Raw genomic sequence first — 13,105 nt, forward strand, 5'->3', positions numbered from 1 at the left:
GCTCACAGCCACACAGGGGTGTCCGCGCCGAGCCGGCCCGGTCGCCGGCCCCAGTCGCGGGGACTGCCGTCGAAGGCCACCGCAGGCCGTGCGTGCCGCATCCGGCCGAGCGGCCCCTCGCCCTCGGTGAGGTGCGCGGCGACGTCGTGGTCGCCCTCCGGCTCGCCCTCGTCGGCGACGACGCCGTGGCACAGCCAGGCCGCCGTCTGCGCCAGGGCGAGACGGGCCAGGCGGGTGCCGCCGGTGGCGTGCTGCTCGGTGACCGCCCTCAGCACGGCCGCCGCCAGCAGGTACCCGGTGCCGTGGTCGAGGGCCTGGGCAGGCAGCGCGCCGGGCGGCGCGTCCGCGTCCGCCCCCGGCGCCGTCTCGGTGACCGCGATGCCGCAGGCCGCCTGGACGAGGCTGTCGAAGCCGCGCCGGGTGCCCCAGGGCCCGTACGTGCCCCAGGCGCTGAGCTGCCCCACGACCAGGCCGGGCCGCCGCTCGGCCAGGGCCTCGGGGGACAGCCCGTGGCGGTCCAGGGCGCCCGGCCGGTAGCCGGTGACCACGACGTCGGCCGTGGCGAGAAGGTCCTCGAAGGCGGCCCGGTCGGCGGGCCGCGCCAGGTCCAGGCACACCGAGCGCTTGCCCAGCCCGGTGTCGTCGTGCAGCTCCTGGCTCTCCGGCAGCCACGGCGCATCCACGCGCAGCACGTCCGCGCCCAGCAGGGCCAGGGTGCGGGTGGCGACGGGACCGGCCAGGACGCGGGTGAGGTCCAGCACGCGCAGCCCCGCGGCGGGCAGGCCGTCCGGAGCCGGGAGCAACCGGCGCAGGGGCCCGTCGGCGCACCGTTCCACGGCGAGCAGCGGCCGGCGGGCCACCTCGGCGCCCTGCGGGTGCGCGGCCCACTGCGCGGGGGTGCGCACGGCCACGGCCAGCCCGCCCGCCGCGTCGATCAGCTCCTCCGCCTCCGCCGCCGTACGGCCGGCCAGTTCGGCGGCGACGCGCTCGGCCGCGGCGGCATCGTCCGCGGGCCCCCGGTCGGGCACGCCGAGCGCGGCCAGGAGACGCTCGCGGTGGTGGGCGTAGTTGCCGTGGGTGCGCAGCCAGCCGTCGGCGGTGCGCCAGAACCGCGACAGCGGGGCGAACGTCGTGGGGGCCCGGCCCTCGACGCGGACCAGCCGCTCGCTGGTGAAGGCGGCCGCCACGGCGCCGTCGTCCACGTGCACCGCCGGCAGGGCGCCCCCGCCGCGCCGGGCGGCCTGCAACTCGGCCGCGGCCAGTGCGGCGCAGGTCACGGTGGCCCGGGCCAGCTCGCGCGCGGGCAGCCGGGCCGGGAGCACGCCCTCGGCGCCCCCGCAGGCGACTGCGGCGATCAGCGCGGGATCACCCCCGAGCAACTGCCAGGCGTGGGCGGCGGTTTCGGACGACCTCTTGATCATCCCCCGAGTGTGGCACTGAGTGCCATCTGCTGGGAAGAGGGCCTCAGGGAGAGCATGGGGCCGGCGACCACGGCCCGCAAGACGCCCGGCGGCGCCGTGGCCAGCCCGTCGGCGAGTCGTTCCTCGTGCAGGAGTACCGCGGTGATCTGGTCGCTGTAGCGCTCCACCGACTCCCGTTTGAAGCCCAGCAGCGGCCAGCCCCAGACCGCCGCCAGGAACACACCCTTGCGCACCAGATACGGATCGCCCGGGTGCGTGCACTCCACCAGCGGCTCGACCACCGAGCGGTTGGTGGCGCAGCCGCCGACGAGGTCGACGACGACGGTGCCGGGCCGCAGCACGCCGCCCAGGTCGGCCTCGGTGATCACATAACCGGTCCGCCGCCGGTCGGCGGGCTCGGCCCCGTTGATCACCAGGTCGCTGGCGTGCAGGTGGTGGCAGACGTCCGGCCTCGTGGTGGTCCGCTTGGTGAGGATCTCGACGTGGGCCACGCCGTGCCGGGCGCACTCGTCCAGGGCGCCGAAGGCGACGTTGCCGTAGCCGAGGACGGCGGTGCGGATGCGGGCCGGGGTTCCCAGGGCCGGGTTCTGCCGCAGCGCGAGGGCGATTCCGAAGCGGGCGCCCGCCCGCCCCGTCTCGTGCAGGCACTCGATCCTGCGCCTGCCGTACGCCTGCAGGCGGTGGTGCGCACGGTCGCGGTCGACCTCCTCCACGGACAACCGCGCGGCCATCTCGTCGAGTTCGGCGAATTCCACGCTGACCGTGTCCGGTCCGGGCGGCGGGGGCGCGTGCAGGATCCGCAGCGACCGCGGCCGCGTCCGGGCGGCGTACTGCAGGGCGCCGAAGGCCCGCAGGGAGTGCCCGATGAAGGCGACCGAGAGCCGGGAGGGATCGGCGACGGGCAGCTGCGCGAACCACCGGCGCGCGGCCAGCCGGCTGCGCAGGAATTCGTCGGAGACGAACTCCGGGCACTCCCGCACGAGTTCCATCGCGATGAGGTTCACACCGCGCTCCCCGGCGATCGCCGCACGCTGCGGAAGGGAGCGCACATGGGCCATGCACAACAGGCTCGAACCGGGGTCCATGCGCGCGAGGTCGTGGTGCGCGGGCCCCTTGAGTTTGACGACGAGATCCTTTCCCGGATACAGCGCGTCCCGGGACTCGATGCGCGCGCCGACCGCGGCGTAGGCGGCGTCCGGATAACCGGTGCCGGCGCCCGCGCCGCGCTCCACGCTCACCCGGCACCCGTGCGCGACCAGCGCCGCGACACCGCCGGGGGTGAGCGCGACCCTGTCCTCCGAACCGTCGGGGTTCTCCGGCGATTCGTGTTCCGCCGCGATTCCTATGGACCGGAACGGCCGGTGCATCCGTGCCGGATCGAAGCCTGCTCTCATCTCCGGGAACCTTCCGTGCGGCAGGCGCGCGACCTGCGATCAGCGGACGACCGGAGGCGGCCGATAATTCATCATGGCAGCATTGGTGACATTGCGCTTATCGGTGCGGAATTGCCGGGAAATACCCCGTCGCGGAGCTTTGCCGACAAGGGTTGCCGACAAGGGTTGCCGACGAGCGTTTGCCGATGAGGGTTTGCCGGCGAGCGGGAGGAAGTCGTGGACGTCGACGCCGTGGACTATCCCGTCCGGGCACTGCTGATCGACATCAACGGCACGGTCTTCGACCACGGGATCGCCGTGGACGGCGCCCCCGAGGCCGTGGACCGGTTGCGCGACGAGGGATACACGCTGCGTTTCCTGACCAATACGGAATCCAGGACGGTCGAGGACACTCTGGAGAGCCTTTCCGGCTGCGGTCTGCACGTCGAGCCGGCGGAGCTCTTCACCCCCGTGGTGGCCGCCCGTACGCTCCTGGCCGACCACCCCGGCCCCCGGGTGCTCGCGCTGATGTCGGCGGAGCTGAGCGCCACCTTCGCCCCGCTCGATGCCGGCACCGGCGGGCACACGCACGTCGTCGTCGGAGACTGCCAGCACGTGCTCGACTACCCGCTGCTGAACCGCGCCTTCCGGGCGGTCAGGGCCGGGGCGCAGCTCATCGCGCTGCAGCGCGGAGCGCTCTACCGGACCCCCGACGGCCAGGAGTTCCTCGATACCGGGGCGATCGTGGCGGCCCTGGAGTACGGTACCGGCCGCACCGCCCGGCTGCTGGGCAAACCGTCCGGCGAGTACTTCGGACTGGCCGCCGCCTCCACGGGCTTCGCCCCCCGGCACACGGCCGTGATCGGCGACGACGCCACGACCGACGCCGCCGGTGGCCGGGCCATCGGGGCCATGACGATCCAGGTCCGTACCGGGAAGTACGCGGGGCAGGCCGCCGAGGGGACGGCCGGGCGGGCGGCGCACACCGTCGACTCCATCGCCGACGTCCCGGCGCTGCTGCACGCCCTGCACCGGGACGGTTTCACCCGTTCGGGTGCTCTCCGGCAGGCGCCGGGCGCCGTGCCGCCGGAGGTCTAGGCTGAGGAGTGCAGGCAGCGATCATGTGGCGCGAGGCTGGTCGGTCCCGTTGAGCGAATGCGAAGACCTTCCCGAGGAGGAGTCCGAGGGCAGGACGTGCCAGTGGTGTCACGGCTCGGGCTATGTGAGCCGGGCCCTGGCGCGCACCGCGGGTCCCGATCCCTTCGCCGGCCCCGCCGAGACGGTGCACCGCGCGGGGCAGTGTCGGCACTGCCGGGGGACCGGCGCGTACGACTCCGCCCTCGACCCGACCCTCGACCGGGAAAGCGGCCGGGACGATTCCGCTTGATCGTCGCGAGGTGGACGAATCACGGTCCCGAGGCTCTCTTTCCGCACCTTTTTCGGCCACGTGGCGCTTATCACGGGACAAAAATCATTGATTTTGCGCCGCACCCTGTGCCATTCACTATGTGGACTCGCACCGACATGTGCGACGCACGAGACCGGCGACCTGCCCGCAGGACGAGAGGCGCACCACCCCATGCACGACACCGACGGCCGTTCCGGCCGCCGTTTCGGACTTCCCACGGCCACCGCGCTGGTCATGGGCAACATCATCGGCGGCGGCATCTTCCTGCTGCCCGCTTCCGTCGCGCCCTTCGGCACGGTGAGCCTGCTGGCCTTCGGCGTGCTCACCGTCGGCGCGATCGCCCTCGCCCTGGTCTTCGGACGCCTGGCCGAGCGCCATCCGCACACCGGCGGCCCGTACGTCTACGCCCGCGAGGCGTTCGGCGACTTCGCCGGCTTCCTGTCGGCGTGGTCCTACTGGACGATGACCTGGGTGTCCAACGCCGCCCTCGCCGTCGCCGGCGTCGGCTACTTCCACGTGCTCACCGGCAGCAACCCGTCCAAGGGCACCGACCTGGTCGTGGCCCTGCTCATGCTGTGGCTGCCGGCGCTGGCCAACCTGGCCGGCACGCGCTGGGTGGGCGTGGTGCAGATGGTCTCCACGGTGCTGAAGTTCGTGCCCCTGCTGTTCGTCGCCGTCATCGGCATCTTCTTCTTCGACCCGTCCAACCTGGGCTCCTTCACCGAGGGCGGCCACAGCTGGACCGGCGGCCTGTCGGCCTCCGCGGCCATCCTGCTCTACAGCTACGTGGGCGTGGAGTCGGCGGCCATGAGCGCCGGCGAGGTCCGCGACCCGGAGCGCAACGTGGGCCGGGCCAGCGTGCTCGGCACCATCGGCGCCGCCCTGGTCTACCTGCTGGGCACGCTGGCCGTCTTCGGCACGGTCGCCCACGACAAGCTGGTGAAGTCCACGGCGCCCTTCTCCGACGCCGTCGACGCGATGTTCGGCGGCCACTGGGGCGGCACCCTGATCGCCTTCGCCGCCGTGATCTCGATCGTGGGCGCCCTCAACGGCTGGACGCTCATGAGCGCCCAGTCGCCCTACGCGGCGGCCAAGGACGGACTGTTCCCGGCGTCCTTCGCCAAGAAGAAGCGCGGTGTGCCCACGGTGGGCGTGCTCGCCGCGGCGGTGCTGGCCACGCTGCTGACCCTGATCAACTACACCACCGGGGTGGGCGGCGTCTTCGAGATCCTCGTGCTCGTCACGACCTTCTCGGCCACCGTCCCCTACCTGCTGTCCACCGCCGCGCAGGTGTACTTCCTGCTCACCGGCGCCCGCGACAAGGTCCACCCGGGCCGGATGACCCGCGACATGCTCCTCGCGCTCGGCGGCTTCGGCTTCTCCTTCTGGCTGGTGGCCGGCGCCGGCTACGCGGCGGTCTACCAGGGCACGCTGTTCCTCTTCGCCGGCATCCTCGTCTACGTGTGGCTGGCGGCCCGCCGCAAGGCGGCCGCGGCGGGGGAGCAGGCCGCGGCCGAGCCCGCCGCCGGGCCCGCCGAGGCGCCCGTCGCCGAGCAGGCCGCCGAGCACGCGGCGGCGGCCGCGGAGCCCGTCAGGCCGTGACGCCACCGTCCAGGACGAGGTCGGCGCCGACCGTGTAGCCGGCCTCGTCCGAGGCCAGGTGCAGCACGGCGGCGGCGACCTCCTCCGGCGTACCGGCCCGGCCGGCCGGTACCGCGCCGCGCATGCGCTCGGCCTTCTCCTCGGCCGACTCGCCGGGCCGGCTGGACATGGGGGTCTCGATCGGGCCCGGGCTGACGGCGTTGATCCGCACGCCGTCGCCGATGTGGTCGCGTGCGGCACTGCGGGTGAGCGCGGAGACGGCGGCCTTGCTGGTGGCGTACGCCGCCAGGCCGGGCACGCGCAGGTGGGCGCCGAGGTTGGACGAGATGTTCACCACCGCCCCGCCGCCGTGCTCCCGCATGTATCCGATCTCGTGCTTCATCGACAGCCACAGGCCCGTGAGGTTGGTGGCCAGAGCGGCCTGCCAGTCCTCCTCGTCGATATCGGCGGTCTTCGCGAGCGGGGGCAGCATGCCGACGTTGTTCACGGCGACGTCCAGGCTTCCGTACCGCTCGACCGTCCGATCCACCAGGGCCCGGACGTCCTCGGAGCGGGTCACGTCGGCGGTCACGGCGCTCGCCTCGCCGCCCTCGGCGCGGATGGCGGCGACCGTCTGGGCCAAGGGCTCGGCCCTGCGGCCCGCCACCACCACCCGGGCGCCCTCACGGGCGAAGGCCACGGCGATCGCCCGGCCGATGCCGGTGCCGCCGCCGGTGACCAGGACGGTGCTGCCGGTGAAACGCGCGGTCATGTCAGTGCTCCTCATGGATGTCCGGAACCGAATTTCTGGAACGATTGGTCTTGAAAGAGGGCGTGCGGAAGCCGCTGCGTCGAGCGACTGGCTTCAGTCGAGCAGGGTGGCTTCAGTCGAGCAGGGTGAGGATCTGCTCCGCCGCGTCGTGCAGCAGGCCGGGCCGGGAGCCGGTCTTGCCGGCCACCCGCAGGCCCTGGAGGAAGACCAGCAGCATCCGGGCGAGCGCCGCGGGATCGCTGTCCTGCGGGAGTTCGCCCTGCGCGCGGGCCCGGGTCAGCGCGGAGATCAGCAGGCCCTCCAGGGCGTCCCAGCACGCCTCGACCAGGCGGGCCGCCGCCGGGTCGTGCGGGCCGAGCTCGACGGCCGTGTTCGTCACGAAGCAGCCCCGCCGCCCGCTTGCGCAGCCGGCTTCGGCGGCGAAGCGGCGGACCAGGGCCCGTACGGCGGGCAGTGCCGGGCCGGGCCGCGAGAGCTCCTCGGTCAGCCGGGGGTCCTGCTGCTCGCCGTAGCGCTCGAGCGCCTTGAGGTAGAGCGCGTGCTTGCTGCCGAACGTCGCATACAGGCTCGCTCGCGCGATGCCCAGGTGTGCCACCAGGTCGGCCATCGACGTCGCCTCGTAGCCCCGCTGCCAGAACAGCTCCAGGGCCGACTGCAGGGCGGCGTCCGGGTCGAACTCCTTGGTCCTTGCCACACCGGGATGCTAGGCGTTTCAAGAACGATCGGTCAAGAATTAACGGCTGGTCAAGAAACAGCAACCCGCTGCGCAATGGGTTGTCAGTGAAATATCACATTACTATGTTACGCCGCACACCCAGCCGTACCTGACGCCACATCAACCCCACCGAGGAGTACAGGTGTCTGCGTTACGCACTGCGCGCAAGGGGCTGCTCGCCGCCGTCACGGCGGCCTGCCTCGCCCTGCCGACGGCCCAGGCCGGCCACGCCGCCCCGGCGGCGCCCGCCGCCCGCACCGCACAGGCCCCGGCCGCCCCGTCCGTCCACGACCCCCACGACGACGTCGACCGGCTCGCCGCGCCGCCCAAGGAAGACTCCAGACCCCCCGTGCCCGGCGGCGGCAGGATCACCCCCGGGCACCTGCCCGGCGACACCGCCCCCGGCACCCCCGGCCGGCCGTACGGCACCGCCCTGGCCGGCAGCGTCCCCTGCACGCTCGACGGCCTCACCCGCCTGACCCCGAACCAGCTGGCGGACTTCCTCACCGACCCCGCCGTCACCGCCGACGGCTGCCTGCGCGGCCTGATCTGGACCTGGGACGCCCGGCTCGCACCGGTCATGTCCAGACCCCACGTCCAGGCCGTCGCCGCCCGCATCACCGCACTCGCCCCCCGCCACGACGGCACCGACAACGGCCATCTGGTGGAGCTGTTCACCTACCTCCACGCCGCCGTCTACCACGACTTCTCCCGCACCGAGATCGACCTGACCGACCCCGCGACCGTCGAGGCCCTGCGCGCGGCCGTCGCCGCCTTCGCCGACGCCCCCCACGCCTTCGACCCCACCCGGCCCAACGCCGACGCCCTGCGCGAGGCCCTGAACACCGCCAGCTCCGGCGGACTGCGCCAGCACCAGCTCGCCCTGGTGCGCAAGGTGCTGGGCACCCTCGCGCCCGGCGCCGCCACCGCCACCGATCCGGCCTGGGGCAACGCCGCCCTGGCCGCCCTCACCGTCAACTACCTCGGCGTCTACCCCGGCAACAACGACACCGCCTTCCGGCAGGCCGTCGCCGCCGACGCCGATTACCGGGCCGCCTTCCGCGCCTTCGCCGGCTACCGCCACCTGAAGGACACCCCCAACGCGTGGGCCGCGCGCGACGCCATGGGCGAGTACGGACGCTTCGGTCAGATCGACGCCCTGCACACCGCGATCGTCACCGAGCTGGGCGGCAGCCTGCTCGGTACCACCGGCACCACCTTCGGCGAGCTCAGCGCCCCCTGGTTGAGCGTCGCCTCGTGGCTGAACTTCTACCAGGCCTGCGCCCCGTACAACGTCTGCAAGCCGCAGATCGAGACCCGGCTCTTCCCGCGCACCTACACCTACGACAAGGGAGGCATCGAGGTGCGCACCGCCCTCGACGCCGCCACCGTCGACCAGCTCTACTACGCGAGCAAGCAGGTCAAGAACCAATTCTTCCGGGTCCTGGGCACCGACCGGCCGCTGGCCGGCGACCCCAACAGCACCCTGCACATCCACCTGTACGCCTCGCGCGCCGACTACGAGGTCTTCCACCCCTTCCTGACCGGCATGGCCACCAACAACGGCGGCGTCTACATCGAACAGGGCGCCACCTTCTACACCTACCAGCGCCGCGTCCCGCAGGACTCCCGGCTCACCCTCGAAGAGCTCTTCCGCCACGAGTACACCCACTACCTCAACGGCCGCTGGGCCGTGCCCGGCTTCTTCGGCGAGGGCCCCTGGTACACCGGTGACCTGACCACCGCCATGGACGAGGGCACCGCCGAGTTCTTCGACGGCTCCACCCGCGACGAGGGCATCAAGGTCCGCAAGTCCCTCGTCCAGGGCATCATCAACGACACCGCCGGCGGCAAACCGCGCATGACCGTCGACAAGCTGCTGCACGCCACCTACGGCGGCGACGGCTTCCGCTTCTACGACTACGCCGGCACCTTCTTCGAATTCCTCTGGCGCGAACACCCCTCGCTGCTGCGCGAGATGTACGGCTACGAGCGCGCCGACGACCCCAAGGGCTTCGACGCCTGGCGCACCCGCACGGGCCGGGACGCCGCCCTGCAGAAGAGTTACGACGCCTTCCTCGACGAGCAGATCCGCCACGTCGCCGACCTGTACGTCCCCGCCACCACCCACGAGCCCGTCGACCGGCTCACCTACGCCGACCCGGCAGGTGTGCGCGCGGCCTTCGCAGCCGCCACCTCCATGACCCCTGCCGCCTGCACCTCCAACGGTGACACCGGCCACCCCCGCTTCACCTGCACCGGCCGCGTCACCGCCAACCTCAGCGACTCCACCAGTCCCGACCACGTCTTCGAGGACATGTCCGACACCGTCGACTACTTCATCCTCGACCGCGCGGCGCCCGCCGCCGACAACTTCGCCGACATGAACTGCGCCTTCGGCACCGTCGGTGTCTGGTCCGACGGCAAGGCCGGCACCGCCGACTTCACCTGCGAAGGCCCGCTGCGCACGGGCTGACCCCCACCCGGGACGCACCGGCCCGCGGACGCGCGACGCGTCCGCGGGCCGATGGTGCGCCGGGGAGGGCTATCCCAGGTCGAAGACGTTCGCCAGCCCCAGCCGGTGGCGGAACTCGTCCTGCCGCTTGAGCCCTTCGAACTCCGGCGCCCGGTACGGCGGGATCACCTCGCACCGCTGTGCGCCCGACCCCTCCTCGTCCAGCAGCGCGTTGACCGCCGCCCGGGCGGCGGCATTGGCGCCCTCCATGGTGGCCAGGTCGATGTCGACGGCCACGTAGTCGCCGGCCAGGAAGAGGTTGGGGATCGCGGTGCGGGCCGCGGGACGGTCGTACCAGGTGCCCGTCGGGTGGATCAGCAACTGCTCGTCGTTGCTCGCCCGGGTGCCGTCGAGCTCGACCGCCGGGTCCAGGAACCACGAGTGCAGCTTCGCGTCGCTGAGCACCGTACGGCCCGTATCGTTCAGCCCCGCCTTCATCTGCGCCCACACCTCGCGGGCGACCTCCTCACGGGTGCACTGCTTGGCCGTCCTGCCGTACAGGATGCCGGGCCGGTCCCATTCGGAGACGTCCACCGAGAGGCAGTCGGCCACGGTGCCGTCCCCGTAGTCGCGGCGGAAGTCGCGCCCGGACCAGTACTGGGCCTGGCCGACGGCCGTGAGCGACCAGGGCGAGTCGATGTGGTTGATGTGACCGTGAACGATCGGGGTCGGCTCGGTCAGGTAGAACTGGATCCCCGTCATCCAGTCCGTCTGCAGCCGGTCGCAGCGGGCCAGGGCCGGATCGGCGGCCCGCACCTGCGCGTTCCAGGTCCTGCGGGCGTGTTCGACGGGCATGGCCGAGACGAAGTGGTCCGCCGTGACCACCCGGCGCGTCCCGGTCGCGTCCTCCAGCACGGCCTCGGCGATCCGGCCGCCGGCCGGGCGCAGCTCGCGGACGGCCCAGCCGGTGCGGAACTCCACGCCGAGCGTGCGCAGATGGCTCACCCACGGGTCGATCCACGCCTCGTTGGTCGGCGCGTTCAGCACCCGGTCCGGCTCGCCGTCGGCACCGCGGCCCAGGGCGTTGTAGAGGAACGCCTCCACGCAGGTGGAGACGGTCTTCGTGCTGGCCACCTCGGCCTTCGTCGCCACGATGTTGCGCGTGATGCCGATGGCCAGCAGCTGCCGGTAGTTCGCCGACATCCGGCCGGCCCTGGTGAAGTCGAACCAGGGCACGCGCTCCCACTCCTGCGTCCGCCGGCGCTCGCTGCTGGTGAACCAGACGAGTAAGCGCCCCGCGAAGTAGGCGATCTCGTGGGGCGGCAGCCCGGCGAAGGTCTCCAGCAGCGCCGTCAGCATGCGCACGAATGCGTCCGGGGTCAGGACGGGCGGCGGTTTGCCGATGCTGCGGAACGGCAGGCGGATGTCCTCGTGGCCGATGCGGGCGAGCATCACCTCGGTGGACGGGACGAGGTTGTCGTGGCAGCCGTTCTCGTTGCCCGGGAAGGGGATGCGGCGCAGGGTGTCGGGCAGGTTGCGGTAGAAGCCCGGTATGAAGCGGAAGCCGTGCTCGCCGGGCAGCGGCCTGCGGCCGCCGCGGGCGCTGCCGGGCACGTCCATGCTGCGGGCCTTGCCGCCGAGCGCCGCCTTGCGCTCGTAGACCGTCACCGCGAAGCCGCGCTCGGCCAGTTCGTGGGCGGCCGTCAGACCCGCCACCCCGCCGCCGAGCACGGCGACGCTGCGCCGGGCGGTCCGCCGCCGCCCGGTGCCGGCCGGGCGGGGTGCGGCCTGGGCCGCGCCGCCGAACGCGGCCGTCGCGGCGAGGGCCGTGGCCCCGCCGATGAACCCCCTGCGCGTGCCTGCCACCATGCCCCAGCCCCCTACCGCCGGTAACCTGTCAGGTCCGGCGCGGAGCATAGGGGCGCCCCACGCACCCCGGAAGAGCGGTCGCGGCTCATGCGTGTCCCCCGGCGCACATTGGCGGGAAACCGCTGCCGTCACGTGGGACGCTTGCCCCACCGGTCCCACACCCACGAGACGCCAAGGAGTGCGCGATGTCGGTCGAACCGCTCTCGCAGAAGGACGTGGAGGAACGGCTCCAGGAGCTGCCGGGCTGGTCGCTGGACGGCGACCGGATCGCGCGCCGCTACTCCTTCGACGGGCACTTCCAGGCCGCGGCCATGGTGGTGCACATCGCCCAGATCCAGGAGGAGCTGAACCACCACTCCGACCTGACCCTCGGCTACAACACCGTCGCGCTGACGGTGAACACGCACAGCGTCGGCGGCAAGGTCACCGGCCTGGACGTGGAGCTGGCCCGCCGCATCGAGGCGGTCGCCGACGGGCACGGGGCACGCTGACGCCGGCTCCCGGGCCGGCGCGGTGCCGTCCCGGGAGCCGCCGGGTCGTCGGGGCCCGCCGGGTCGTCGGGCCCCGTCGGGTCAGGAGGTCAGTTCCAGTCGAACTCGTCCGGGTTCGGGCCCAGACGGGTGCCGTTGTCGAGGCCGGCGATCGCCGCCATGTCCTCGTCGTCCAGCGCGAAGCCGAAGACGTCGACGTTCTCGCGGATGCGCGAAGGCGTCACCGACTTGGGGATGACGACGTTGCCCAGCTGCAGGTGCCAGCGCAGGACGACCTGGGCCGGGGTCTTGCCGTGCTTGGCGCCGATGCGGGCCAGGACGGGCTCCTCCAGCAGGCCGCGGCCCTGGCCCAGCGGGGACCACGCCTCGGTGGCGATGCCGTGCTGCGCATGCAGGGCGCGCAGCTCGGCCTGCGGGAAGTTCGGGTGCAGCTCGATCTGGTTGATGGCCGGGACCAGGTCGGTCTCGGCCAGCACCCGCTCGATGTCGGCGGGCTGGAAGTTGGACACGCCCACGGCGCGGGCGCGGCCGCTGCCGGCGATCTCGGCGAAGGTGCGCCAGATCGTCAGGTAGTCGTCGCGCATGGCGCGGGGCCAGTGGATGAGGTAGAGGTCCACGTAGTCCAGGCCGAGGCGGGCGAGGGAGGCGTCGAACTCGCGCAGGACGCTCTCGCGCGTCCAGGTCTCCTTCGCGCTGTTCCACAGCTTGGTGGTGACGAAGAGCTCGTCCCGGGCGATGCCCGAGGCGGCGAGGGCCTTGCCCGTACCCTCCTCGTTCTCGTACACGGCAGCCGTGTCGATGCTGCGGTAGCCGGCCTCGAGGGCGGTGGCCACCGCGGCGGTGGCCTCCTCGTCGGAGACCTGCCACACGCCGAAGCCGAGCTGAGGCATCTCGACGCCGTTGTTGAGGGTGATGCTGGGGACCTTGCTCACGAGCAGTCGTCCTTACGTACGTATGGAAGCACTTACTCCACGGGTCAACCCGTGGTCCGGTGGATGCATTCCCGGGGCACAGTTGTCG

Annotated in this window: 10 protein-coding genes; 4 read left to right on the top strand and 6 right to left on the bottom strand. The window is 72.6% G+C overall.

Translation table 11 applies throughout. The annotated features are described in order from the left end of the window. Window positions 1-2: 2 nt before the first annotated feature. Both AB0K17_RS05505 and AB0K17_RS05510 read right to left on the bottom strand, forming a co-directional pair. A complete protein-coding gene (locus AB0K17_RS05505; protein ID WP_365982174.1) occupies window positions 3-1,421 on the bottom strand; it encodes a CoA transferase in 1,419 nt (472 codons plus the stop codon). Beyond that, complete coding sequence (locus AB0K17_RS05510) at window positions 1,418-2,815, bottom strand: hypothetical protein (protein WP_365982175.1); 1,398 nt, start codon at window positions 2,813-2,815, stop codon at window positions 1,418-1,420. The genes AB0K17_RS05505 and AB0K17_RS05510 overlap by 4 nt, the downstream gene beginning before the upstream one ends. A 216-nt stretch (window positions 2,816-3,031) precedes the next feature. Here AB0K17_RS05510 and AB0K17_RS05515 point away from each other — a divergent pair, with 216 nt between their 5' ends. Continuing rightward, window positions 3,032-3,892 carry an HAD hydrolase-like protein gene (locus AB0K17_RS05515; RefSeq protein ID WP_365982176.1) on the top strand — a complete coding sequence of 287 codons (861 nt, stop codon included), beginning with the start codon at window positions 3,032-3,034 and terminating at the stop codon, window positions 3,890-3,892. A 481-nt stretch (window positions 3,893-4,373) separates the two neighbouring features. Beyond that, window positions 4,374-5,804 carry an amino acid permease gene (locus tag AB0K17_RS05520; RefSeq protein ID WP_365982177.1) on the top strand — a complete coding sequence of 477 codons (1,431 nt, stop codon included), beginning with the start codon at window positions 4,374-4,376 and terminating at the stop codon, window positions 5,802-5,804. Here the strand turns inward: AB0K17_RS05520 and AB0K17_RS05525 are convergent. Further along, window positions 5,794-6,555 carry a glucose 1-dehydrogenase gene (locus AB0K17_RS05525; RefSeq protein WP_365982178.1) on the bottom strand — a complete coding sequence of 254 codons (762 nt, stop codon included), beginning with the start codon at window positions 6,553-6,555 and terminating at the stop codon, window positions 5,794-5,796. The two genes, AB0K17_RS05520 and AB0K17_RS05525, sit on opposite strands and share 11 nt — an antisense overlap. Before the next feature lie 112 nt (window positions 6,556-6,667). Then, complete coding sequence (locus AB0K17_RS05530; RefSeq protein ID WP_365982179.1) at window positions 6,668-7,249, bottom strand: TetR/AcrR family transcriptional regulator; 582 nt, start codon at window positions 7,247-7,249, stop codon at window positions 6,668-6,670. 163 nt (window positions 7,250-7,412) lie between these two features. On the opposite strand from AB0K17_RS05530, the gene AB0K17_RS05535 reads away from it, so the two are divergent. Next, the gene (locus AB0K17_RS05535; protein ID WP_365982180.1) at window positions 7,413-9,746 is read left to right on the top strand and encodes a collagenase; all 2,334 of its coding nucleotides are present in this window, start codon (window positions 7,413-7,415) and stop codon (window positions 9,744-9,746) included. Between the two features lie 69 nt (window positions 9,747-9,815). On the opposite strand, the gene AB0K17_RS05540 is transcribed toward AB0K17_RS05535, so the two are convergent. After that, window positions 9,816-11,594, bottom strand: coding sequence for an FAD-dependent oxidoreductase (locus tag AB0K17_RS05540; protein WP_365982181.1), 1,779 nt, complete (start codon window positions 11,592-11,594; stop codon window positions 9,816-9,818). 185 nt (window positions 11,595-11,779) lie between these two features. On the opposite strand from AB0K17_RS05540, the gene AB0K17_RS05545 reads away from it, so the two are divergent. Continuing rightward, complete coding sequence (locus tag AB0K17_RS05545; protein WP_365982182.1) at window positions 11,780-12,085, top strand: 4a-hydroxytetrahydrobiopterin dehydratase; 306 nt, start codon at window positions 11,780-11,782, stop codon at window positions 12,083-12,085. 89 nt (window positions 12,086-12,174) lie between these two features. On the opposite strand, the gene AB0K17_RS05550 is transcribed toward AB0K17_RS05545, so the two are convergent. Then, the gene (locus AB0K17_RS05550) at window positions 12,175-13,017 is read right to left on the bottom strand and encodes an aldo/keto reductase (protein WP_365966489.1); all 843 of its coding nucleotides are present in this window, start codon (window positions 13,015-13,017) and stop codon (window positions 12,175-12,177) included. Window positions 13,018-13,105: the final 88 nt, after the last annotated feature.

Source organism: Streptomyces sp. NPDC049585 (genome assembly GCF_040675615.1).
Lineage (GTDB): Bacteria > Actinomycetota > Actinomycetes > Streptomycetales > Streptomycetaceae > Streptomyces > Streptomyces luteosporeus.

What these genes read in the sequence shown, in the direction of transcription:
- AB0K17_RS05540 (WP_365982181.1), bottom strand. Translation starts at nt 11,594, where the DNA reads ATGGTGGCAGGCACGCGCAGGGGGTTCATCGGCGGGGCCACGGCCCTC.
- AB0K17_RS05520 (WP_365982177.1), top strand. Translation starts at nt 4,374, where the DNA reads ATGCACGACACCGACGGCCGTTCCGGCCGCCGTTTCGGACTTCCCACG.
- AB0K17_RS05505 (WP_365982174.1), bottom strand. Translation starts at nt 1,421, where the DNA reads ATGATCAAGAGGTCGTCCGAAACCGCCGCCCACGCCTGGCAGTTGCTC.
- AB0K17_RS05525 (WP_365982178.1), bottom strand. Translation starts at nt 6,555, where the DNA reads ATGACCGCGCGTTTCACCGGCAGCACCGTCCTGGTCACCGGCGGCGGC.
- AB0K17_RS05510 (WP_365982175.1), bottom strand. Translation starts at nt 2,815, where the DNA reads ATGAGAGCAGGCTTCGATCCGGCACGGATGCACCGGCCGTTCCGGTCC.
- AB0K17_RS05545 (WP_365982182.1), top strand. Translation starts at nt 11,780, where the DNA reads ATGTCGGTCGAACCGCTCTCGCAGAAGGACGTGGAGGAACGGCTCCAG.